The sequence below is a fragment of the Glutamicibacter sp. GQ173 genome, assembly GCF_059759215.1.
Map to the genome: position 1 here is coordinate 199,036 of NZ_JCAXDT010000007.1, position 21,802 is coordinate 220,837.

General features: G+C 60.5%; 19 protein-coding genes and 1 riboswitch. Of the genes, 8 read left to right on the forward strand and 11 right to left on the reverse strand.

What is annotated here, in order from left to right:
- Positions 1-50: 50 nt before the first annotated feature.
- From AC6CHO_RS12745 to AC6CHO_RS12765, 5 genes are read right to left on the reverse strand one after another with little or no spacing between them, the layout of a single operon-like run.
- Positions 51-908 carry a 3-hydroxyacyl-CoA dehydrogenase family protein gene (locus AC6CHO_RS12745; RefSeq protein ID WP_498215412.1) on the reverse strand — a complete coding sequence of 286 codons (858 nt, stop codon included), beginning with the start codon at positions 906-908 and terminating at the stop codon, positions 51-53.
- A gap of 35 nt (positions 909-943) precedes the next feature.
- Positions 944-2,407: an aldehyde dehydrogenase family protein gene (locus AC6CHO_RS12750; RefSeq protein ID WP_498215414.1), complete on the reverse strand. Its 1,464-nt coding sequence runs from the start codon at positions 2,405-2,407 to the stop codon at positions 944-946.
- 30 nt (positions 2,408-2,437) lie between these two features.
- Entirely contained in the window at positions 2,438-3,616 is a 1,179-nt protein-coding gene (locus AC6CHO_RS12755) for an acyl-CoA dehydrogenase family protein (RefSeq protein WP_498215415.1), read from the reverse strand.
- A gap of 49 nt (positions 3,617-3,665) precedes the next feature.
- Positions 3,666-4,859: a CaiB/BaiF CoA transferase family protein gene (locus AC6CHO_RS12760; RefSeq protein ID WP_498215417.1), complete on the reverse strand. Its 1,194-nt coding sequence runs from the start codon at positions 4,857-4,859 to the stop codon at positions 3,666-3,668.
- Between the two features lie 60 nt (positions 4,860-4,919).
- Positions 4,920-5,639 carry a GntR family transcriptional regulator gene (locus tag AC6CHO_RS12765; protein WP_498215419.1) on the reverse strand — a complete coding sequence of 240 codons (720 nt, stop codon included), beginning with the start codon at positions 5,637-5,639 and terminating at the stop codon, positions 4,920-4,922.
- A gap of 147 nt (positions 5,640-5,786) precedes the next feature.
- Between AC6CHO_RS12765 and AC6CHO_RS12770 the strand changes: the two genes are divergently transcribed.
- Together AC6CHO_RS12770 and AC6CHO_RS12775 are read left to right on the forward strand one after the other, a co-directional pair.
- A complete protein-coding gene (locus AC6CHO_RS12770) occupies positions 5,787-6,653 on the forward strand; it encodes an inositol monophosphatase family protein (RefSeq protein WP_498215421.1) in 867 nt (288 codons plus the stop codon).
- Positions 6,654-6,723: 70 nt separating this feature from the next.
- On the forward strand, positions 6,724-6,936 hold the full coding sequence (locus tag AC6CHO_RS12775) for a hypothetical protein (protein ID WP_498215423.1): 213 nt from the start codon (positions 6,724-6,726) through the stop codon (positions 6,934-6,936).
- 95 nt (positions 6,937-7,031) lie between these two features.
- Here the strand turns inward: AC6CHO_RS12775 and AC6CHO_RS12780 are convergent, their stop codons facing one another.
- The 4 genes from AC6CHO_RS12780 to AC6CHO_RS12795 form a co-directional block, all read right to left on the reverse strand.
- Entirely contained in the window at positions 7,032-8,675 is a 1,644-nt protein-coding gene (locus AC6CHO_RS12780; protein ID WP_498215425.1) for a thiamine pyrophosphate-binding protein, read from the reverse strand.
- Entirely contained in the window at positions 8,675-9,661 is a 987-nt protein-coding gene (gene speB, locus AC6CHO_RS12785) for an agmatinase (RefSeq protein ID WP_498215495.1), read from the reverse strand. The genes AC6CHO_RS12780 and speB overlap by 1 nt, the downstream gene beginning before the upstream one ends.
- Before the next feature lie 306 nt (positions 9,662-9,967).
- Positions 9,968-10,384, reverse strand: a complete 417-nt coding sequence (locus tag AC6CHO_RS12790; RefSeq protein ID WP_498215426.1) for a hypothetical protein — start codon at positions 10,382-10,384, stop codon at positions 9,968-9,970.
- 96 nt (positions 10,385-10,480) lie between these two features.
- Positions 10,481-11,044: a helix-turn-helix domain-containing protein gene (locus AC6CHO_RS12795; protein ID WP_060700721.1), complete on the reverse strand. Its 564-nt coding sequence runs from the start codon at positions 11,042-11,044 to the stop codon at positions 10,481-10,483.
- A gap of 175 nt (positions 11,045-11,219) precedes the next feature.
- Here AC6CHO_RS12795 and AC6CHO_RS12800 point away from each other — a divergent pair, with 175 nt between their 5' ends.
- The 3 genes from AC6CHO_RS12800 to AC6CHO_RS12810 all read left to right on the forward strand — a co-directional run bounded on the left by AC6CHO_RS12800 (position 11,220) and on the right by AC6CHO_RS12810 (position 13,429).
- Entirely contained in the window at positions 11,220-11,804 is a 585-nt protein-coding gene (locus AC6CHO_RS12800; protein ID WP_498215428.1) for a DinB family protein, read from the forward strand.
- A gap of 73 nt (positions 11,805-11,877) precedes the next feature.
- Positions 11,878-11,990: riboswitch (SAM riboswitch) on the forward strand.
- Between the two features lie 13 nt (positions 11,991-12,003).
- Positions 12,004-12,270, forward strand: a complete 267-nt coding sequence (locus AC6CHO_RS12805; protein ID WP_498215430.1) for a hypothetical protein — start codon at positions 12,004-12,006, stop codon at positions 12,268-12,270.
- A gap of 55 nt (positions 12,271-12,325) precedes the next feature.
- Entirely contained in the window at positions 12,326-13,429 is a 1,104-nt protein-coding gene (locus AC6CHO_RS12810; protein WP_498215432.1) for a VIT1/CCC1 transporter family protein, read from the forward strand.
- A 77-nt stretch (positions 13,430-13,506) separates the two neighbouring features.
- On the opposite strand, the gene AC6CHO_RS12815 is transcribed toward AC6CHO_RS12810, so the two are convergent.
- Positions 13,507-14,685 (reverse strand): LOG family protein, encoded by a 1,179-nt coding sequence (locus tag AC6CHO_RS12815; protein ID WP_498215434.1) that lies wholly within the window; start codon positions 14,683-14,685, stop codon positions 13,507-13,509.
- Positions 14,686-14,771: 86 nt separating this feature from the next.
- Between AC6CHO_RS12815 and AC6CHO_RS12820 the strand changes: the two genes are divergently transcribed.
- The 3 genes from AC6CHO_RS12820 (at position 14,772) to AC6CHO_RS12830 (ending at position 20,688) form a co-directional block, all read left to right on the forward strand.
- Positions 14,772-18,119, forward strand: a complete 3,348-nt coding sequence (locus AC6CHO_RS12820; RefSeq protein ID WP_498215436.1) for a DEAD/DEAH box helicase — start codon at positions 14,772-14,774, stop codon at positions 18,117-18,119.
- A gap of 162 nt (positions 18,120-18,281) precedes the next feature.
- Positions 18,282-18,566 (forward strand): hypothetical protein, encoded by a 285-nt coding sequence (locus AC6CHO_RS12825; RefSeq protein ID WP_498215438.1) that lies wholly within the window; start codon positions 18,282-18,284, stop codon positions 18,564-18,566.
- 571 nt (positions 18,567-19,137) lie between these two features.
- The gene (locus AC6CHO_RS12830) at positions 19,138-20,688 is read left to right on the forward strand and encodes an MFS transporter (protein WP_498215440.1); all 1,551 of its coding nucleotides are present in this window, start codon (positions 19,138-19,140) and stop codon (positions 20,686-20,688) included.
- Between the two features lie 208 nt (positions 20,689-20,896).
- Here AC6CHO_RS12830 and sucD read toward each other — a convergent pair whose 3' ends face one another.
- Positions 20,897-21,799 carry a succinate--CoA ligase subunit alpha gene (gene sucD, locus AC6CHO_RS12835; protein WP_060700714.1) on the reverse strand — a complete coding sequence of 301 codons (903 nt, stop codon included), beginning with the start codon at positions 21,797-21,799 and terminating at the stop codon, positions 20,897-20,899.
- Positions 21,800-21,802: the final 3 nt, after the last annotated feature.

Genomic DNA, 21,802 nt, shown 5'->3' on the forward strand with positions numbered 1-21,802 from the left:
CTGGCATTCGAAACCCGGCACGCGATTCAACCTCCAGGCCCGCGGATTGGCTACGAGTAAGGGTAGAACCCTTCCCCGCTCTTGCGGCCCAGGAGACCGGCTTGGACCTTTTCGGTAATGAGCGGATGCGGCTTATCGGCTTCATTACCCGTTTCGGCGAAGGTCGCCTGGGCTATGAAATCGATGACGTCCAGGCCAACCATGTCCATCAGCTCAAAGGGGCCCATTGGGTGCCCGAGTGCTGTTTTGGCGGTGGTGTCGATATCTTCAATGCTGGCGATTCCTGCGTGGGCAAGGTTCAATGCCTCGGCGTTGATAGCTCCCATCATGCGGTTCGCGATGAATCCCGGGATCTCCTTGTTCACCAGCACCGGCTGCTTGCCCAGCCGCGTGGCCACCGCCGTCACGGCTTCCACCGTTTCATCGCTGGTCTGCTCATTGCGGACCACTTCAACGCACTTCATCACCAGTGCAGGGTTGAAGAAGTGCATATTGCATACCTGTTGGGGGCGCCCACTGGCCGCGGCCACGCGCGAAGAGGGCAAGGTCGAGGAATTGGTGGCAAGGATCGCGTGGGCTGGGGCATGTTCACCCAAGGTGGCGAAGATCTGCTCCTTGATATCCAGCCGCTCCACGGCTGCTTCGATCACCAGATCGGCCGTACTGGCGCTATCTGCCAAATCCGTGCTCTGGGCCAGCCGGCTCAAGGCCGCATCAGCGTCCGACTGTTCCAGTTTGCCCTTGGAAACCCTGGATGCGGCCCACGCTTCGAGGTCTGCGCGCGCTGCGCTCAAGGCCTGCTCAGAGATGTCTTGCAGGAGAGTCTCATAGCCGCTCAAGGCACAGCTCATGGCGATTTGCCGGCCCATGGTTCCGGCACCGATAACCAAAATACGTTCAATCATCATTGATCTTTCCTTCTTCGGCACTTGAGCTGGAGCAATCAGCCCCGCAAATAAGTGGTGGTCGTGTGCGTGTAGAACTCGCGGGCCGCTGCTCCTTGTTCCTTCGGCCCATAGCCAGATGCCTTGGCACCTCCAAATGGTACGTGGGGATCCGCGCCTGCTGACTCCGAATTTACATGCAATATGCCAACATCCAGTGTTTGTTCAGCAGCTAGTGCCACGGAAAGATTGCTGGTGAACAGGGCCAGGCTCAACCCAAACTCGGAGTCTTCGGCCGCTTCAAAAGCCTGATCTGCGCCGCTGACGGTGCACACCGCAAGAATCGGGGCAAAAAATTCCTCGCGCCAGGCACAGTTCTCCCGGCCGGCTTCACCTGCTGGCAGCTCCAAGATGGCGGGCGCCAGATAGCTTCCCGTTTCTGGAGCCTTGCCTTGGAAGCGCAACAGCGCTCCTTGGCTCAGGGCACGGTCAATTCCTTCGCGCGCCGAGGCCGCTGCTTTGGCATCAACTAGTGGTCCCATGTGGACGTCGGGATCCAGCGGGTTGCCGGTAGTCCACTGTTCCAGGCGCGTGATGAGTCTGGCCAGGAAATCCTCGGCAATCTCGTCGTCCAGGATGAGCCGACTGGTTGCAGTGCACTTCTGCCCGGTAGAGCGGAAGGCTCCCAAAAGCACCTGTTCGCTGGCTAAATCCAGGTCGGCATCGGCGAGCACCACCGCGGCGTTCTTGCCTCCCATCTCGGCCTGGACCGGAACACCGCGCGCTGCGCCGGCGGCACAGAGCCGGCGGCCTACCGCGGTTGATCCGGTGAAGGACAGGCCGTTGAGGTGCTCATTGGCAATGAATCGGTCTCCCAGCGCCCCTGGGCCAATGACGAGGTTGAGCACTCCTGCGGGCAGTCCCGCATATTCCAAGGCCTGGACTAGGCGCAGCGCCAGAATCGGAACCAGGCTGGCTGGCTTGAAAACGACGGTATTTCCGAAGACAAGTGCCGGCGCGATTTTCCACGCTGGAATGCCGATGGGAAAGTTGAACGGCGTAATAATGCCCACCACGCCCAGCGGCTTGCTGGTCACCAGAATCTGCTCTCCGGGGCGAGGAGACTGGAATACTGTCCCGGCAGCGCGTTCCGCTTCGCCTGCGTAATAGGTGAAAATTTGGGCTGCTCGCAGTACTTCGCCAATTCCTTCGGCCCGTGTTTTGCCTTCTTCGCCGGCAACTTCCTCTCCGAACTGCTCAGCATGCTCCTTGAGGTAGCTTGCGGCCGCGATCAGGTAGGCTGCGCGTGCAGCCATCGGGGTGGCCGCCCAGCTTTTCTTCGCTTGGTGGGCGGCGGCGAAAGCAGCATCGACTTGCTCTTCACTGGCTGCGCGGCCTCGGGCAAGTACCTGCGAGTTATCAGCAGCAGCTCTCGAATCGATTTCGCGTCCCTGGCCCTCGGCCCACGAGCCGTTGAGGTACTGGTGCAGGGCCACCGGGGTGGAAGCTAATTCCATCATCATGTTCCTCTGGATTCTTTTGCGTTGCGCGGTTTAGCGGAAGGCGGAGACGCCGGTGAGCTTATGGCCCAGGATCAGGGTGTGGACTTCGTCAGTGCCTTCATAGGTGCGCACTGACTCCAAGTTGTTGGCGTGGCGCAGTGGCGAGTAGTCCAGGGTGATGCCGTTGCCGCCAAGGATGGTCCGCGCCTCGCGGCAGATCTTGATGGCCTCGCGGCAGTTATTCAGCTTGCCCGCCGAGATCATGTGCAGATCCAGATTTCCTGCATCTTTGAGCCGGCCGATGTGCAGGGCCAGCAGGAAACCCTTGTTGATCTCCAGAGCCATGTCCACCAGCTTCTGCTGGGTCATCTGGTAGCCAGCTAGAGGCTTGTCGAACTGAAGACGTTGCTGCGAGTAGGCTAAGGCATCTTCAAATGCATCGCGGGCTGCTCCCATGGATCCCCAGAGAATTCCGTAGCGCGCTTCATTGAGGCAGGAAAATGGCCCCTTCAAGCCCTTGGCGTTTGGCAGTACGGCCGAGCCCGGCAAGCGCACATCAACCAGGTCGATGTCGCACTGGATGGAAGCACGCATGGACAGCTTCTGCTCAATCGGGGTTGCGGTGAATCCCGGGGTGTTAGTCGGTACTACAAAACCGCGGATCCCCTCGTCGGTTTGCGCCCAGATGACTGCTACCTGTGCCACATTGGCCAGGCCGATCCAGCGCTTGGACCCGTTGATCAGCCAGTCATCACCGTCGCGGCGGGCGAAGGTTTTCATGCTTGACGGGTCGGATCCGGCAGTTGGCTCGGTCAGCCCGAAGCATCCGATGGCCTGGCCGGCGGCCATTCTCGGCAGCCATTCTTGTTTCTGCTCTTCGGAACCGTGCTTGTGGATGGCGCTCATGGCCAGGGATCCCTGCACGGAAACAAAGGTGCGCAGTCCCGAGTCGCCGGCTTCCAATTCTGCTCCGGCGATGCCGTATTCCACCGCGGAGCGGCCGCCACAGCCATAACCGTTCAGGTGCATGCCCAACAGGCCCAGCTTGGCGATTTCCGGGACGATCTCCAACGGGAAGACCGCGTCGTTGTACCACTGGGCAATATTCGGTTTGATGTGTTCTTTAGCGAAGCCGCGCACGGTATCGCGCAGGGCCAGTTCCTCACTGCCAAGCAGCGAATCGAAGTTGATCAGATCAGCGGGGTCGAGGGCGTGTTCAGTGGTGTCCATAGTCGCTCCTTGGAGGTTGCGTTGGTTGGCGGGTTCGCGCACAGTCCGGCTAGGCGCGAGCTGCTTGTTCGAAGAGCTCTTGATGCTGGCCGTGGGCCGGCGGGTTGCTTCGGTATTGAGCTGGTGTGCGGGAGAGCCCAATAGGGCTGGCAAGGTGCGTGGTTGTTTCACCGGTGTCGGGATCGTTGATGGCCGCCACCGGATCCAGGCCCAGCTCCTGGGCAAAGCCAATGGCTTGCGCGATGGTGTTGACCTTGCCCGCGGGCACCCCGGACTCCATCAGGCAGCTGGCCCAGTTGGCCGCGCTGTGTTCAGCGGCGGCCGCTTCAATCAGCGTCTTGAGCTCGGCACGGTGCGCGACCCGGTCGGTGTTGGTGATGAACCGGGGGTCCTCGGCGAGCGCGGGATCGCCCAGTTGCTGGCACAGCGCGGCAAATTGCCGGTCGTTGCCTACCGCGATCGCGATGACGCCGTCGCCGGTATTAAAGGTTTCGTAGGGCGCGATGCTCGGGTGGGCGTTGCCCAGGCGCGCCGGTGATGTTCCGGTAGCCAGGGTGCTGCTTGTTTGGTTGGTCATTCCGGCCAGCACCGAAGAGAGCAGGTTGATGCTCACCCGCTGCCCCAGGCCGCTGTTCTCCCTTTCCCGAAGGGCCAGCAGGATCCCGGTGACGGCGTTGTGCGCAGCGAGCACGTCAACCAGGGCAACCCCCACCTTGCTGGGGGCGCCATCGGGTTCCCCGGTAATGCTCATCAGTCCGCCCACCGCTTGGACCAGGAGGTCAAAGCCGGGGAAAGCTGCGCCTTGTTGTTCGCCGAATCCTGAAATGGAGCAATAGACCAGTTCCGGGTTCAGCTCTTTCAACCGGGAGTAGTCCAGTCCGAATTTGGCCAGGACGCCGGGCCGGAAATTTTCCACCAGAACATCAGCGTCCTGGATCAATTCCAGGAGCCTCGCCAGGTGTTCGGGATTGCTGAAGTCGGCGATGACCGCCAGCTTGTTCCGGTTCACCGACCAGTAGTAGGTGCTCACGCCCTGGGCATTGACCGGCGGGATCCACCCGCGGGTTTCATCCCCGGCCTTGCTTTCCACTTTCAGCACCTGGGCGCCGAAGTCGGCCAAGGTCATGGTGCATAGCGGACCGGCAAGAATGCGCGAGAGGTCGACGACTTTGATACCGTCCAGCGGTTGGCCCATCTTTGCCACCTCGTTGTCATTGCCACCTGAGTTAGTTACATGTTGCATGCTACTCTATGTTGCGCAGCTCACGCATGGCAAGACCCGGTGGAAAGTATCCAGGCGCGGCTAGGAAATCAGGTCGTCAAGACGGTCCAGGAAGGGCTGGGCCACCAGCGTCTCGGTCCGCGAACAGATGGAACGAATCAGCATCTGCGCGGTGCGCGTGATGTGGCCCCGCACCGCCATGGCCGCCGCCGGCGCATCCTTGGCGAGAATCGCGGCCATGAGTTCTTCACGGTCCTCCGCCAGTTCCTGGCTGCTGCGGGCATAGGGCACCGTTGTCTGCCCATGCGCGAGCACCAGGTTGCGCAGCTCCCCCACCACGGAGTCAAGCTTCTTATTGCTGGCCAGCCCCAGCAGGTACAAGTGGAATTCCTTATCGGCTTCCAGGGTCGCGCGCCCATCGCCATTTTGCCCGGCCTGCAGCAACTGCTCGTGCAGCTGCACCAGCCGGGCGCGGTCGGCGTCGCTGGCGTTGATGACCCCGCGGGCCGCTGCTGGCGGTTCAATGGCCAGCCGCAGCTGGAAGACCTCGACGATGTCCTCCAGGGAAATCTGGTTGACCCGGACGCCGCGGTTTTTGGCGACGGTCACGATGCCTTCTTTTTCCAGCAGCTGCAGCGCTTCACGCACCGGGGTGCGCGAGACACCGAGCTTCTCGGAAATGCCGATGGCCGAATAGTGCTGCCCGGGTTCCATCTCGCCTGCAACGATGGCCGCCCGAATCATCGTAGTGACCTGCTCGGTCAACGAGGCCTTGGGCGGGATCGGTTGCATGCTGCTCATGTGCAGAAGCTTATCCTGATTCGCACTCGCGGCACCCGGTAGCCACTCGAATCGAGCTGCGCCGCAGAACTTCCCCGGCGGGCACCGGCATGGCTGCGCCTGCTCGGCAACGCCCGCCTGCCATCGGCCGCACGATAAGCTGGCACGGTGAGCGAGCAATCAGCAATCTGTGAAAAAACCCGCGCCGAAGAACTGCGCGTGGCCGCCCTGGACGCGGCGCGCAGCGCTGCGAGCCTGCTGCGTGCCACCTTCCGCACCTCGGTGGATGCCGAGATCAAGACCAATGCCCACGATCTGGTGACCGAGATTGACCGGCGCAGCCAGCAGATTATCACCGAGTCCTTGTTGGCCGCGGTTCCTGGTTCGTGGGTGCTCGGCGAGGAGAACATTTCCACGCAATCGGGCAACGCCGCGCCAGGCTCAGTCCAATGGATTGTCGACCCCATTGACGGAACCAGCAACTTTGTCCACGGCATCGCATTCTTCTGCATTTCCATTGCCGCCGCCATCGATGGCCAGCTGGCCGCGGCGGTGATCATCGATCCCATTGCCGGCGACGAATTCACCGCCAATGCCGATTCAGCGCTGCTCAACGGCGCAGTCCTGAACCCCGCACGGCGCCCCGAACAGGCCCGGGCCAATTTGATGACCGACTATCCCGGCGCAGAATCCCTGGTGCACGACGGGGATCTGGCACTGCAGCTGTTCGGCCAGTGGATCCAGGACTTCGCCACCGTGCGGCGCAAGGTCAGCGCCGCGCTGGCCTTGGCCCATGTAGCCGCTGGCTGGTGCGATGCCACCATCGGCTTTGATACCAAGGTGTGGGATGTGGCCGCCGGAGCACACCTGGTGCGCATGGCCCACGGGACCTACCGCGGCTTGGCCTACGGGCAGGAAGGCCTCGCCGATCACGAATGCCCCGGATTCATTGCCCAGGGACCGGGAGCGGACTACCGCTCGCTGAACTTGGCGGCGCAGAAAATCCATGAGCTGCGCACCGGCAAGGACGCTTAAGAAGTCTGACAATATCCAGATTCTTTCCCTGGACCTCGGATCCGCGTCGAATCGGACGTATCATGGCGGCATGGAAACACTATTCCACCGGGCCGCACACTCCGCCGTGCGGCACCATGGAGGCGGAGGAGTGATCCTGGGAGGAATCGGAGCGATAGTTCTCTTCGGTGCCTTCGCAGTGATGTTGGCAGCCCAGTCCTTGGATTGGGAGCCACTGCTCATCGGAATCAGCATGGGCGTTTCCGCAGTGCTCTTCGGCGTGGTTTACCACTTCACGCATTAGTCGCTGACGGTTCTGGATAAGGCTGTGGCCCCGGACGCTGGCATTTGCCATCGCTCCGAGGCCACCATATTTTTGCCTGCACTGGGCACTGCCTCTTACAGATGCGTCGGGGCGAACATCTTGAGCAGGGTTTTGACCACGATGACATTCGGCCCTTGCCCGGCCAGCGCTTCCTCGAGGGCGTCGCCGATCTGCTCGACGGCCACCTCGCGGGCAGGAACGCCAAAGGATTGGGCCAGCGCCACAAAATCTGGCCGCGCCAGTTCGGTGGCCGTCGCCTTGCCAAAGGCGCCTTCCATATATTCGCGCAGGATGCCGTAGCCGCCGTCGTCAACGATCAGCCAGGTCACCGGAGCCTGATGCTGCTTGGCGGTAGCCAGCTCCGCGATCGAATACATCGATGAGCCATCGCCGCTCACCGCGAGCACTCGTTGGCCGGTGCCGATGGCCCCGCCGATGGCCGAAGGGAAGCCGAAGCCCAAGCCGCCGGCACCCTGTGCCGAGTGGAACTGGCCCTCCTTGGCATCCCAGCAGCTCCAGCCCCAATAGGCCGCGATGGTCATGTCCCAGAAGGTCTGCATCCGGGCCGGAACCGCTGCACGGATATCGGCCATGAACTTTCGCTCCTTGGCCAAATCCTGCCCGTCAAGACGAGCCTGGATCTTCGCGAGGGTCTGCGCCACCACCTGCACTGGACTCTGGCCATGCCAGGAGGCCCGCGAGGCGAACCCGGCGGCGTGCAATTGACGATCGAGGAATTTCAAGGCTTCGCGGGCATCGGCGCGGATTCCCAGCGCCGGGGTATTGGATTCCAGCACTCGTGGCTCGGCGTCGATCTGGATCATTTTGCCGCGCGGTTCCAGGGTGAAGTAATTGCTGGTCACTTCTCCCAGAGCCGAACCGATGACCAGCAAGACGTCTGCATCTTCCATGATCTGCGTGGCATGGCGATCCTCAACCCACGATTGCAAGGACAATTCATGGTTCCAGGGGAACGCTCCATTGCCGCCGGGGCTGGAGAGCACCGGCGCCTGCAGGGTTTCGGCCACCGCGAGCAATTCGGCCTGGCCGCCGGCACGACGCACCCCGCCACCGGCGATAATCGCCGGGCGGTGGGCGAGAGAAAGCCAGTTGACCGCTTCGCGGATCAATTCCTCGCGTGGCGGGTGCTCATAGGCCTCGGCCAAGGCATCCTGCACCGGAGGGACCATCACCTGGGCCAAGAGCACATCCTGCGGGACTTCCACCCAGACCGGGCCCATGGGCACGGTGATGGCGCGCGCCCAGGCATCCTGGATGGCCGAGGGAATGCCCGAGGCATGGTGCACGGTCTGCTGGAACTTGGTGACATTGGCCGCCGAGGCCTTCTGGTCATCGAGCTGGTGCAGCATGCCCTTGCGGCGTGCGCCCAGGCCGTCGAGCGGAATCTGGCTGGCGATGACGACCATGGGCACGCCGGTGGCGTAGGCTTCCTGCAGCCCGGCCAGCGAGGTCAGCGCCCCGGGGCCGGTGGACAGGAAGAGCACGCCCACCTCTCCGGTGGCGCGGGAGTAGCCGTCGGCCGCGAAGGCGGAGTTGTTTTCCACGCGCGAGGAGACAAACTCCAAGGTGGAACGCGAGAGCGCGTCGAACAGCCCCAAGGCGTGCTGTCCGGGAATGCCGAACACGGTTTTGGCGCCCAGCGCGGTGAGGGTCTCAATGACCAGGTCGCCGCCGTTGCGTTGAGGCTGTTCGCTCATTACTTGTTCAGCCCCTGGTTAGCCCGGAAGTCGCTGATCAGGCTGATCAGGTCGTAGGTGACATGGCTGGCAGCCACGCCGGTCAGTTCCGCGTGGTCGTAGGCCGGAGCGACCTCGACAATGTCGGCGCCCACGATATTCAAGCCCCGCAGGCCGCGCAGGATCTCGAGCAGTTCGCGGCTGGTGATGCCGCCGGCCTCGGGGGTGCCGGTGCCCGGGGCGTGGGCCGGATCCAGCACGTCGATATCCACCGAGATGTACAGCGGGCGGTTACCAATACGGTCCCGCAGCTTGTCCACGATTTCGCGCACGCCCTGGTAGTAGACATCCGAGCTGGTTACGATGCCAAAGCCGAAGCGCTTGTCATCTTCCAGGTCCTTCTTGCCGTACAGCGGGCCACGAGTACCCACGTGGCAAATGGCCTCGGTGTCCAGGATGCCTTCTTCCACCGCGCGGCGGAAGGGAGTGCCGTGGGTGTATTCGGCGCCGAAGTAGGTGTCCCAGGTATCCAGGTGGGCGTCGAAGTGCAGCATGGCTACCGGTGCGCCGGCGCGCTGGGAAGCCGCGCGCAGCAGTGGCAGCGCAATGGTGTGGTCGCCGCCGATGGTGACCAGGCTCGAACCGTCCGCGGTCAGCTCCAGCGCCTCGTCCTGGATGGTTTCAATGGCTTCATTGATGTTGAACGGGTTCACTGCGAGGTCGCCTGCATCCACCACCTGGCTCTGCGCAAACGGCGAGGTGTCGGTGGCAGGGTTGTACGGGCGGATCAGGCGCGAGGATTCGCGCACGTGGTTGGCGCCGAAGCGCGCCCCGGGCCGGTAGGAGACACCGGTGTCAAAAGGCACGCCGATGATCTTGATATCCGCGTTCTGGACCTGGTCCAGGCGGGGCAGTCGGGCATAGGTTCCGGCCCCCGCATAGCGCGGGATAACCGCTGCGTTGATCGGACCCAGATGGCCGTTTTCCTCAATGCGGACTTCTTTCATGTTCTTGCCCTCCCGGCGTTTCACGGCTTTCACCGTAGTTGCCCAATATGAAACTTCAGTTTCCTATTATGCTATTTTGTTGGCGCGGTCACGTCAAGGCTTAAGCCATGGATCTGGGAGCTGGGGCGCGCAAAAGGGCATAATGCCGGCGCCAGGGCATTACAGGGCAGGGTTCTGCGCTGCGGCTATTGGCAGGCTGGCCCATCCGGGCAGGGGCAGCTTGAATGATGGCCCGGGGCCCGGTGCAAGATAAGGAGCCAGATGCCTGGACCAGCTGGCTGGCGCAGCGGCATGATGGCCGGAACCCTAGGCGTCGCGGAAGTTCTTCGTGCTGGCATTGACCAGCGAACGATCGATTTCATGGATCGCCACGCAGAACCCGGCGGACAGGATCAGGGACTTGAGCATGAGCTCGGAGAGGTCATCGGCTACGTAGACCAGTTGCAGGGGCCCGACCAGGATCATGAGAATGATCGCCCAGAAGGCATATAGCCACGAAACGCGGGCCTGCGCCATTTGCGGGAAGCGGGCCCTGCGCCGAATGGTCCGCAGGCCGAGCACCACAATCACTACCGCGATAATGACCGCCCCGATGAAAAAGAAATTGCGCTGCGTGCGGATCCACGTCAGGGTTGTGCCGGCAAGAAGGCCGACAAGCACCGAAGCCCACCAGCTGATGCAGCGAAGCTGATCCCGTGCGCCAGTTTCCTCGCTAGTCTTCACGCCACTCCCATCGATCACCGCACTATGTGCGCACGCCGAGCACACCTTTTTAGAATACGCGCTCCACAGCACCGCAACGAAAAGGAGCGCTTGAAGCTAGAGGATCAAGGTCCAGGTCACCAGGGCGGCCTCATCCGACTCGTTTTCCCAGCTGTGCGGCTCGCGCCCGGGAAAGGTCATGGTGTCCCCGGCCTGGAGCTCAACGCGCTGTTCGGGCAGCACGAGGGTGAATTTCCCCGCGATCACATGGAGCACTTCCAACTCGCAGTCCACCGAATACAGCTCGGCTTCGCCAGAGCCCTTGGGAGCGATTTCGGCTCGGATCATCTGCACGCGCTTCTCGCTGCGCGGCGTCACCAGCTGCTCGGTGATCCCCTCCCCGCCCAGCGACACCCGCGGCGCTTCTTCCAGCCGCACCAGCATGGTTTCGGGCACTTCGAATAGCGTGCCCACCTCGATGCCGAGCACCTCGCACAATTTCAGCAGCGTCGAGACCGAGGGACTGGTGAGATCGCGTTCAACACGCGAGAGGAAGCCCTTGGTCAGCCCAGACAGCTCTGCCACCTGGTCGATGGTCATTCGCTGCCGCTGGCGCACCCCGCGCAACCGCGAACCGATATTGATCGCGGCACCGCTTGATTCCACGGGCAGGGTCTTCATGCGTTCGCTCCATCACTTCGCTTGTTGTGGCACGCCAGCAGCCAAATGGGCGCTTCGAAAGGGCTGCGGCGACAAGTTTACCAATAGTAAACAGAGCATAGCGCGAGTCCTGCAAATATGCCGTGTCCCGCACGTTCCGCGCTCCGGATCCCTGCACGCTGGCTAGACTCTGATCATGGATCACAGCAAGGAACTGCTCCACGAATATCTCTCCGACGCGCGCGAAGCAGTCATCTACAAGGCCCAGGGGCTGAGCGGCCTGCTGGCACGCAAGCCGCTGACGCCCACCGGAACGCACATCCTCGGCGTCGTCCACCATCTGGCCATCACCGAGTACGGGTATTTTGCCCAATGCCTCGGACGCACAGTGGATGACCCCTATATCCAAGAGCTTCTGGAAGCCGATGATCCGCAGGCCGATTTCCTGCCGCCGGCCCGCTTCAGCGCCAGCGAAATTATCGAGCTATACCGGGAATCAACCGCCTTCTCGGATGCTGGCATCAGGGCTTTGCCGCTCAGCGCTCCCGTTGAAGTGCCCTGGTGGATCCGCCGCCGGCACACCACGCTGGAACATCTCATGGTGCACATGATCGCGGAAACCTCCCGGCACGCCGGCCACCTCGACATCGTGCGCGAACAGCTTGATGGCTTCACCGGCTTGCGCCCCGAAGCGCCCAACCTCCCGGACTATTCCGCGGCGCAATGGGCCCAGCAGTTCGAATCGATCAACCGCCTCGCCATGGGTGATGACCGCCAGTAGCCAGGGGGGCCAGGTCATATTACGGAACGGGTCTTCAGCGCGGACAGCGCAGGCGGTAGTATCGCAAGTGTTGCTTCACGAGACACGGCGCCAAGCTCCGACTGGCCGTGCACCAACCCCAGATTCACGGGTGGTTCGGATGAAGAAGCGGTCCGTTCACACAATGTGCTCGGGCAAGAACACAGCGAGAGCGCATCACATGGCCTATTCCGTCCTGCCCATCGTCGACCGCCGAACCGGCCAAGTGCAATTCAAGGTCCATGGACTCTGGCATATCTGCTACGTCGGCGATCCAATTCTGCTCGAACAGCTCCTGGCCCGCTGCGCACGCCGCCCGGTCTTCGATCCGGAAACTTCCGAGCTGCTCCTGGGCGTTGCCGCCGCAGGGGAACTGCAGGGGCGCAACGTCGCTTTTAGCCTTGCCAAATTCCCAACGCTCCATCCCCTTACTAAAATCGGTAGCTGACCCGTTCACCGAGTTTCGCCAAGAAATTCGACCTGCCAAGAGAGCTGTTTTCGTGATGTCGAACCAGTCAGCAACCGAACCTACCCGTGCCCAAGTCCAGCGCTGGCGAAAGTACCTGGCCGATGAAGTCGCCGAAGGCGCCATCTACCGCACCTTGGCCCAGAAGAAATCAGGGCAGGAAAAGCAGATCCTGCTGGGACTCGCCGAAGCCGAAGCCCGGCATGAGGCGCACTGGCGGGCCAAGCTGGGAGAACACGCCAAGCCTGTCCGCCCATCATTGCGCCGCACGATCTTGCGCTTCTTGGCCCGCAATTTCGGCTCGGTCTTCGTGCTGGCCATGGCACAGCGCTCCGAGAGCAATTCGCCGTACCGCGACGACAAGGACGCGACCGCGCAAATGGCCGCCGACGAACAGGTGCATGAAGAAGTAGTCCGCGCGCTGGCCACCGCCGGCCGGGCTCAGCTCTCGGGCAATTTCCGCGCAGCAGTTTTTGGCGCGAATGACGGCTTGGTCTCCAACCTCGCCCTGATCATGGGCATCGGCGCCACCGGCGTATCCTCCACCTTCGTGCTCTTTTCCGGCATCGCCGGGCTCTTGGCCGGAGCGCTATCCATGGCAGCCGGCGAATTCGTCTCCGTGCGTTCCCAGCGCGAGCTTCTCACCGCGTCGCGGCCCACCCAGGTGACGCTGACGGCAGCACCCAACCTCGATTTGGCGTCCAACGAGCTAGTGCTGATCTACAAGGCCCGCGGCATGAGCGATGAAGATGCCGAACACCGTGCCGCCGAACGCATGGGGCTTTTCACCTGTGATTGCAACCCTGCCTTTTCGCTGAACCCCGAAGAACGCGCAGAGGAATTGGAAAGCGAACACGAAGAGCTCGGCTCGGCCTCCGGCGCGGCAGCCACTTCCTTCTGCCTCTTCGCTTCCGGCGCCGTCATCCCGATCCTGCCCTATATCTTCGGGCTTGGCGGCTTGGCGGCCGTGGTCATCTCCGTGATCCTGGTGGGTATCGCCTTGATGATCACCGGAGCCATCGTCGGCCTGCTCTCCGGAGCTTCGCCGCTCAAGCGCGGCCTGCGCCAGCTGGCCATCGGATGGGGCGCCGCAGCGGTCACCTACTGCCTGGGCCTGCTTTTCGACGTGCAGGTGGCTTGACCGGCTGTTGGCTCCGCTTCAATCGCCCATGACCCCGTGGCATCATCTGATGCAGCGGGGTTATTTGGTCAGGGGCGCTACCAGCGAGTGCGCCGGCGCAGCGTGCTCATGGAGTTGATGAACTCCATCGCTTCGGCCGCGGTGTCCACCAGGGCAATCTTTTCTCGCATCACCCGATCGGCGGCTAGCGCTTGGAGCAGCGGCCACACCGGCAGGGTCTTGGTCCAGTACTCGCGGCCGAACAGGACCATGGGAACCACCCGGGCACCGGTGGCGTAGTAGTTTTCGCAGGCATCCTGGAAGATCTCCTGAACCGTGCCGGCGGATCCGGGCAGGACAATCAGCCCGCCATTGGACTGTTCCAGGAGAATTGCCTCGCGGATGGAGTTGGCGAAGAACTTTGCGATCTTCGTGGCAAAAAGATTTGGCGGTTCGTGGCCGTAAAACCATGTAGGCACCCCCAGTGACTGCTGCGAGCTGGGGAAACGATCCTTGACGGCGAGCGCGGTCCTGGCCCATCCGGTGCGCTGGTGAATGGCGTCGGGCTGTTCGGCGAGCATCTCCAGGGCTAGGTCGAGATCTTTTTGCTCGTAGCCTGCCAGCCATGCTCCGGCATTGGCAGCTTCCATGGCGCCCGGTCCCCCGCCAGTGGCAACGCCATAGCCGGCCCGGGTAATCAATTGGCCCAGTTCCACTGTTTGCGCGTACTCGCGTGAACCGCGGCGCATCGCATGGCCGCCCATAACCCCGATGAGCGGGGAATCCTTGAACACGCCCTCATAGACTTCCGAAATCAAAGCCTGCCCAACGTGGTGATCATGCAGGGTCCTGGCCATGGCATCTTCGGGATTCAGCGCAGCCGGTGCGGTGTGCTGTTGCGAATAGGTGTAGATCTTCGCATCCGGGACCTGTTCGTAGCCCTGCGTGCGGATCCCTTTATAGAGTTCGTCCGGGGTATACAAGCTGCGTTCCCCCGTGGTGAAGGGCAGTTCTTCAGCAGAGCTCATGCACAGGCCACCGGTCGCCTGAACCAGTTCCCGCCCATGCTGCGAGTATTGGCAATCGATGAAGATCGCTTCAGACAGGTCTAGGGAGCGAAGGACGGAGTCCCGTTCACGCAGATCAACACGATGCACGCGCCAGCTGAATCCACGGGGGTGGAGGGAGGAAAGCGCGTCGGAAGCCAGGCGATCAAACTCGACGAGCGAGGTGATATTCACTGCCCTCGCCGGTAGATAAGGCCAGATGTGGGACATGCGTCAACGCTACGTCATAGATAGTGATTATTCACAGACAGGCCCTTCAACTTTCACCGCGGGCCGGAACGTGAAACGATGAGAGGATGAGTGATTCTGTTCCCCCAACCATCGACGCGCGCCACTTGCTGCGCTATCTGGGCGATGTCCCTTTCTTTTACGGAAAGAACATAGCGGCTGAAGAAAATTCTGTGGTTGACGTGGAATTTGATGAATCCACCCGGCAGATCGAAGGCACCGTGCGTGCTAATGGCGAAGAATTTTCGCCGATGATCCAAGTTCAGATGGTCGGCGACGACTGGCAAATCGAACTTTGCGAGTGCACTTGCGACAAGCCAGGCATCTGCGCGCACATTGCTGCCTTGGCCATCGTCTCGAACAAGATTGCTTCGCAGCCGCGCCTTGTGGCTGTGCCGGAAGAAAAAAGCTCGGCCGCGTGGGCCCAGCAAATCGACTCGTGGTTTGAGCCCTCTGAACCTGGCCCAGCCGACGGGCTGCTCGGCTCGCAGCACGACCCAATAGTAGCCATGGGTTTGCAGTTCATGCTCTTCGATGCGAAGAACACCACGCAGCAACAACAGTGGATGCCAACCGGCACCATTCCGCATCCCACCCGCAATAAGCGTTTCCGCCTGGGCGTGCGGCCGATGGTCCGCAATACCGAAGGCCGCTGGGTTCGCGGACAGCTGCGCTGGACCACCCTGGGCTTCAAGACCTATGGCTGGAATTTGTTGCGCTCGCAGCACCACTGGTTCACCCGTTTTGCGTCCATGGCCCGCAGCGACACCCAGTTGCAGTTCAAGGTGGATGAAGACTGGCTATTCATGGACGAATACGCTTCCGACCTGCTGTGGCCACTGCTTCAGCAGGCTCAGGAGCTGGGCATTGATCTCATCTCCACACGCTCCGAACAGCGCATTCGAATCGTTGACCCGGCCAGCTTCAGCATGCAGGCGACGCTCGATGACCAGTTGATGCAGCTGAGCGGCATTTTGCATGTCGACGGCCAGGACCTGGTGCTGGATTCCGAGTCGCCTAGCGGCGTTATTGCAAATCATGGGTTCTATGCGCAGTTGGGCCAGCCCGACGAAATCTGGTTGGCTCCAAGCAAGGAACCGGTGGCTGAGGCGCACCGCCGCTGGTACGTTGACCGTCGCCCGGTGGCCATTCCGGTCGCGGAAATCGACAGCTTCTTCGATTCGGTCTACCCGCGTCTAGCGCGCCGCTTTGACCTGCGCAGTGCCAGCGAGGAATTGGTGCTCCCGGACTTGAAGCCCCCATATGTGCAGGCTACGGCCACCTACAAGCGCGATGTGAACGACAAGGGCGAGCCGAATGACTCGGCAACCTTGGAATTCCAGATCCGCTATCCCGGGGTTCCGGATCAGCACGAGGTCTACGATCGTGAAATCGAAGAACAGCTTCGCGCAGCTATCGATGAGGTCTTCCTGCAGACTACAGAAACAGGGAATCCTGATCTTTCACCCAAGTTCTACTCGGGCGAAAGCGTCATTACCTTTGTCTCCGAAATCTTGCCTGCCATCGAGAGCCTGCCAATAGTGAAGCTGAGCGAAAAGGGCACCCGGCCGGTATTCCGGCAGCTGCGCGAGCTTCCCCAGCTGAAAATCAACGCGGTCAACCACGAGCGCACTGACTGGCTGGACCTGGGATTGTTGATCACCGTTGGAGACCACGAGGTTCCTTTTTCACAAATCGTTGAGGCCATGAGCAATGGCCAGATGAAGATCAAGCTTCCGGACAATACATGGTTCTCCTTGAACCAGCCGCTGTTCGCCAAGCTCAAGGCCCTTGTTGATGAAGCCCAAGCACTCAACGACAAGCCAAAAGAAGGCGATCTGAAGCTTACGGTTTTCCAGATTTCCATCTTCGAGGAGCTCGATGATCTCGCCGAAGGCATCGACGGCGCAGATTTGTTCATTGCGCGTATGCGTTCCCTGCTCAAGGTTGCCGAAGGCGAGCAGGCGTCCGTTCCTGAAACGTTGAACGCGCAATTGCGTCCGTATCAGGTTGACGGCTTCCGCTGGTTGAGCCGGCTGTATCAGGGCGGCTTTGGCGGCATCTTGGCCGACGATATGGGCTTGGGCAAAACCCTGCAGACCATCGCATTGATCCTGCATGCGCACGGGCTGTGGAATGACAGCGAGGCTTGCGCCAAGCTTCCGGCAGCCCAGCGTACTCCTGCCCCATTCCTTGTGGTTGCGCCAAGCTCGGTCGTCTCGAACTGGGAAACCGAAGTCAAGCGATTCGCTCCAAGCTTGCGCGTGACCAGCATTGAAGGAACGTTGAGTTCACCGCGGCAGCTCAGCGAGCTGGCGGAAAACTACGACGTCATCCTCACCACCTACACGCTGTTGCGCTTGAATGATGAGATTTATGAGGCGCAGCGCTTTGCTGGCCTGATCCTTGATGAGGCCCAGTTCGTGAAGAACCGCTCCACCAAGGCCCACCGCACTGCTGTGAACCTGCAAACCAACTTCAAGCTGGCCGTTACCGGTACCCCGATGGAGAACAATCTCTCTGAACTCGGTGCGCTGTTGTCGCTGGTAGCACCGGCCCTGTTCTTGAACACGAGCCGTTTCAACCGCCAATTCGCCCGCCCAATTGAAGTCCTGGGCGACAAGGAAACCCTGGCGTTGCTCCAGCGCCGGATCAAGCCGTTTATGCTGCGACGCACCAAGGAATCGGTGGTGCTCGATCTGCCGGCCAAGCAGGAACAGCAATTGCTCGTCCGGCTCTCCGATGAGCATCAGCATGTTTACGACACCCATCTGAACCGTGAACGCCAGAAGATCCTGCACCTGGTGGAGGACTTGGATCGCAACCGCTTTACGATTTTCCAGTCCCTGACGCATCTGCGCATGCTTGCGCTGGAGCCTTCGCTGGTCGATCCCGAGCTATCGGATGTTCCGGGTTCGAAACTTGAAGCCTTATTTGATCAGCTTGATGATGTTCTGGGCGAGGGCCACCGCGCTCTGGTCTTCAGCCAGTTCACTTCCTATCTGAAAGTGCTGGCCGAGAAGCTGACCGAGCGAGGCGTGAATTTCGTGTATCTCGACGGAAATACGCGTAATCGTTCCAAGGTCATCGAGCAGTTCAAGGAAGGCGAAGCTCCGCTGTTCTTGATCTCGCTGAAAGCTGGCGGCTTCGGATTGAACCTGACTGAGGCAGATTACTGCTTCCTGCTGGACCCCTGGTGGAATCCTGCAGTTGAGGCGCAGGCTATTGACCGCACGCACCGCATCGGCCAAACTCGTCAGGTGATGGTTTACCGGATGATCTCCCAGGGCACCATCGAAGAGAAGGTTGTTGCGCTGCAGGAAAGCAAGCGCAAGCTGATCTCGACCGTTATGGACGAAGCTGATGGGTTCTCCAAGGCGCTCACTGCACAAGACATCAGAGGACTTCTCGAGTAACAGGTTGATTAATTCTCTGGGAATAAGAGACGGCTGCTGGCCAGACGCGATATATTCAATATGTCAGTTGGTATGCGCTAAACCACACATAGTGCGCCCATCGGTCACTGGCCTGAGCGGATCCTCGCTGAGGCGAAACGAACGATAAAGGCGGTAATAACCGTGTCCCTGATTAAGTCGGAGACTATCAGTACCCCCGATGACGACTGGATGCGTGCATCCGTAAGTACGGAAAAAGATCGTGTGGTCATCGAAACTGGGCAGCAACGCTTGTCCTTGGAGAACGACCGCCTGCTGGAAAAAGTCCGCCGGGTTCTGGCGTCTCCGCTCGAAGAGATTTTTTACAACCCCAAGCACAGGATGCTTTTGATCCCTGGTGCTTTCGCCGTCATCGGTTCTTCGTTCCTCCGAATCGATGCAGAAGCGACTGTCGGCCTACGAAACTAGCAATCGCGCAAAATAGATGCCCCAAGATGCCGCACCGGCAGCCTTGGGGCGTTCTTGTATCTGCTCCACTGCGCTAATCGGTGGCATGAACACATCGCTGCCTGGCGTTCCGCGAAGCAAAATCCTTCTTAACGCACCTCTGTAGCCGGCAAATTTTTTGTGTTTCCACAGATTCCCCACCGTGTCGCATAGAGTCCTTCAACACATTTTCATCGCCTCTAAACCCCTTTCGAAACTCGCGTCCAATTCTTCTCGATGCCTCTTGCCTACAACTGTTTTCACCGGTTCGCCTACCTACTCGAGAGCACCGCAAGCACCCCCGCACGAGGCGTGAGGGCAGTCCTTGTTTGGGGAAAATGATCAATTTTTTGGTAGGCTTGATAACTATCCGCTCAAGCGTTTCATCACTCGAGGCCCGTAATTAGGCGGTTTTTCGAGTAGGAATCTATCGATTTCGATGAGTCGCCCGGCGTCCAAACGTGACTTTAGCGAGTAATTTTCGACGCACCTGTCACCACATGGAGGACGCCGGTTCCACGACAAGATCAAGAAAGATACGAGGAGTGAAACTATGGAAGCAGCAAATCCACGTAAACAACTGTTCTTTAGAAAACGTCGCCTGAAAGTAGAAGATGTCAACGTCGTTGACGACTCAATGCTGAAGAAGGCTATCGGCGGAACTGTCGTCGGTAACCTCATGGAATGGTACGACGTTGGTGTCTATGGCTACTTGGCCGTCATTATCGGCAAGCTGTTCATGCCTGACACCGTTGACCCCGCAATCCAGACATTGTTCAGTCTCGGCGTATTCGCTGTGACCTTCGTTGCCCGCCCACTGGGTGGCGTGATCCTTGGACAGCTCGGAGATCGCGTTGGCCGCCAGAAAATTCTGGTTTTCACCTTGCTCATGATGGCACTGGCCACCTTCGGCATCGGCATCCTTCCGGACTACTCGGTATGGGGCGTAGCAGCACCAATTCTGCTCGTCGCCTTGAAGCTCATTCAAGGTTTCTCCACCGGCGGCGAGTACGCGGGTGCTACTACGTTCATTACCGAATATGCGCCTGACAAGCGGCGCGGTTTTTATGCTTCGCTGTTGGACCTTGGCTCCTACATGGGCTTCGCGTTGGGCGCGGCCTTTGTCTCGATCCTGCAGCTCACCCTGGCCGAAGATGTCATGGAAGGATTCGCCTGGCGCATTCCATTCCTGGTCGCCCTGCCACTGGGCGTCATCGCCTTGTGGTTCCGTTCCAAGATCGAGGATACCCCCGCGTTCAAGGAAGCCCAGGAAGCAGCCAACCGCGCCAGCGAAGATGCCAAGAACTCGCCTGATGCTCCCAAGGGTGTCATCGCCTTGGTCAAGTCCTATTGGCGTGAGCTTCTGACCGGCTTCGTCCTGGTTTCCGCCGCTAACACTGCTGGCTACGCTTTGACCAGCTACATGCCGACCTACCTGACCGAAACCCTTCATTATGACCCGGTCCACGGCAACCTCCTGACACTGCCGATCCTTGTGGGCATGTCCTTGTGCATCCCGCTGGGCGGCAAGCTCTCAGATAGCATTGGCCGCCGCAAAGTGCTGTTCATCGGTTCGGTCTCCGCGATTGTTCTGGCGATCCCTGCCTTCTTGTTCATGATGCATGGTGCTGTCTGGTCCACGTTGGTTGGCCTGTCCTTGCTGGCCTTCCCCGTGACCTTCTACGTGGCTAACCTTGCCTCGTCGCTGCCAGCCTTGTTCCCGACCGCCTCGCGCTACGGTGGCATGGGCATCTCGTACAATTTCGCCGTAGCGATCTTTGGCGGGTTTGCACCATTTATCATGCAGGCCTTGGTGACCATGACTTCGTCGTCGTTGGCTCCGGCATTCTGGGTGATGGGCACGTCAGTAGCCGGGTTCATCGCGGTGTGCTTCCTCAAGGAATCTGCGCGCAAGCCGCTGCCAGGTTCGCTGCCTTCGGTTGCCACCGAAGAAGAAGCGATTGAACTGGTCAAGACCCAGGAGGAGAATCCTGATCTTGATGTCGAGGAGCTGTTCGAGCAGGTTCCGGCTCTTGAGGAAAGCTACCAGCTGGAGTTGGCTGAGCAAGGCAAATCCGGCAAGGACTTGTCGGCGCAGCCGTAGAGCGCCTTCGACACCCTGCACGCGATCCCTGCTTCGGCAGTGCTGCGCCTGCGGGCGTCGCTTACTGGATAGCAAAGGGGAAGGCCGCCAGTCCGGCGGACTTCCCCTTTTCTGCGCTCTCAGGCCCGCTTGCCGGCGATGAAGCCATATGGGTAAAGAAATGCCCCGGGTCAAGGACCCGGGGCAGAACTTCTAGTTCAGCGTCAGCTTAGAGAGCTGCGAAAACTTCGCGTAGCAGCACAGCAGTCTCCGAAGGAGTCTTGCCGACCTTCACGCCAGCAGCTTCCAGTGCTTCCTTCTTGGCCTGGGCGGTGCCAGCCGAGCCGGAAACGATGGCGCCCGCGTGGCCCATGGTCTTGCCTTCAGGAGCGGTGAAGCCAGCCACGTAGCCAACAACTGGCTTGGTGACGTTGGCCTTGATGTAATCAGCTGCGCGCTCTTCAGCGTCGCCACCGATTTCACCGATCATGACGATGGCCTTGGTCTCTGGGTCAGCTTCGAAAGCAGCCAGTGCGTCGATGTGGGTGGTGCCGATCACTGGGTCACCGCCGATGCCGATTGCGGTCGAGAAGCCCAGATCGCGCAGTTCGTACATCATCTGGTAGGTCAGGGTGCCGGACTTGGAAACCAAGCCGATTGGGCCCTTGCCGGTGATGTTGTTCGGGGTGATGCCGACCAGCGCTTCACCTGGGGTGATGATGCCTGGGCAGTTAGGGCCGATGATGCGGGTGATCTGGTTGCCGTCGGCGTCAACCTTCGACTGTGCCAGAGCCCAGAACTCAGCGGAGTCCTGTACTGGAACACCTTCGGTGATGACAACAACGAGACCGATTTCAGCCTCGATAGCCTCAACGACTGCGTCCTTGGTGAACTTTGGTGGCACGAAGACGATCGATACGTCAGCGCCGGTCTCGGCCTTGGCTTCTGCCACGGTGCCGAACACCTTGATGTCCTGGTCACCGTGGGTGACGGTGGTGCCAGCCTTGCGGGCGTTAACGCCGCCAACAATGTTGGTGCCAGCCTTGAGCATCAGGGCGGTGTGCTTGGTGCCTTCGCCGCCGGTGATGCCCTGGACGATGACCTTGGAGTCCTTGTTCAGGTAAATGCTCATTGT

What these genes read in the sequence shown, in the direction of transcription:
- AC6CHO_RS12830 (WP_498215440.1), top strand. Translation starts at nt 19,138, where the DNA reads ATGGAAGCAGCAAATCCACGTAAACAACTGTTCTTTAGAAAACGTCGC.
- AC6CHO_RS12800 (WP_498215428.1), top strand. Translation starts at nt 11,220, where the DNA reads ATGGATCACAGCAAGGAACTGCTCCACGAATATCTCTCCGACGCGCGC.
- AC6CHO_RS12775 (WP_498215423.1), top strand. Translation starts at nt 6,724, where the DNA reads ATGGAAACACTATTCCACCGGGCCGCACACTCCGCCGTGCGGCACCAT.
- AC6CHO_RS12805 (WP_498215430.1), top strand. Translation starts at nt 12,004, where the DNA reads ATGGCCTATTCCGTCCTGCCCATCGTCGACCGCCGAACCGGCCAAGTG.
- AC6CHO_RS12820 (WP_498215436.1), top strand. Translation starts at nt 14,772, where the DNA reads ATGAGTGATTCTGTTCCCCCAACCATCGACGCGCGCCACTTGCTGCGC.
- AC6CHO_RS12795 (WP_060700721.1), bottom strand. Translation starts at nt 11,044, where the DNA reads ATGAAGACCCTGCCCGTGGAATCAAGCGGTGCCGCGATCAATATCGGT.
- AC6CHO_RS12745 (WP_498215412.1), bottom strand. Translation starts at nt 908, where the DNA reads ATGATGATTGAACGTATTTTGGTTATCGGTGCCGGAACCATGGGCCGG.
- AC6CHO_RS12815 (WP_498215434.1), bottom strand. Translation starts at nt 14,685, where the DNA reads ATGTCCCACATCTGGCCTTATCTACCGGCGAGGGCAGTGAATATCACC.
- AC6CHO_RS12755 (WP_498215415.1), bottom strand. Translation starts at nt 3,616, where the DNA reads ATGGACACCACTGAACACGCCCTCGACCCCGCTGATCTGATCAACTTC.
- AC6CHO_RS12765 (WP_498215419.1), bottom strand. Translation starts at nt 5,639, where the DNA reads ATGAGCAGCATGCAACCGATCCCGCCCAAGGCCTCGTTGACCGAGCAG.
- AC6CHO_RS12750 (WP_498215414.1), bottom strand. Translation starts at nt 2,407, where the DNA reads ATGATGATGGAATTAGCTTCCACCCCGGTGGCCCTGCACCAGTACCTC.
- speB (WP_498215495.1), bottom strand. Translation starts at nt 9,661, where the DNA reads ATGAAAGAAGTCCGCATTGAGGAAAACGGCCATCTGGGTCCGATCAAC.
- AC6CHO_RS12760 (WP_498215417.1), bottom strand. Translation starts at nt 4,859, where the DNA reads ATGCAACATGTAACTAACTCAGGTGGCAATGACAACGAGGTGGCAAAG.
- AC6CHO_RS12780 (WP_498215425.1), bottom strand. Translation starts at nt 8,675, where the DNA reads ATGAGCGAACAGCCTCAACGCAACGGCGGCGACCTGGTCATTGAGACC.
- sucD (WP_060700714.1), bottom strand. Translation starts at nt 21,799, where the DNA reads ATGAGCATTTACCTGAACAAGGACTCCAAGGTCATCGTCCAGGGCATC.
- AC6CHO_RS12810 (WP_498215432.1), top strand. Translation starts at nt 12,326, where the DNA reads ATGTCGAACCAGTCAGCAACCGAACCTACCCGTGCCCAAGTCCAGCGC.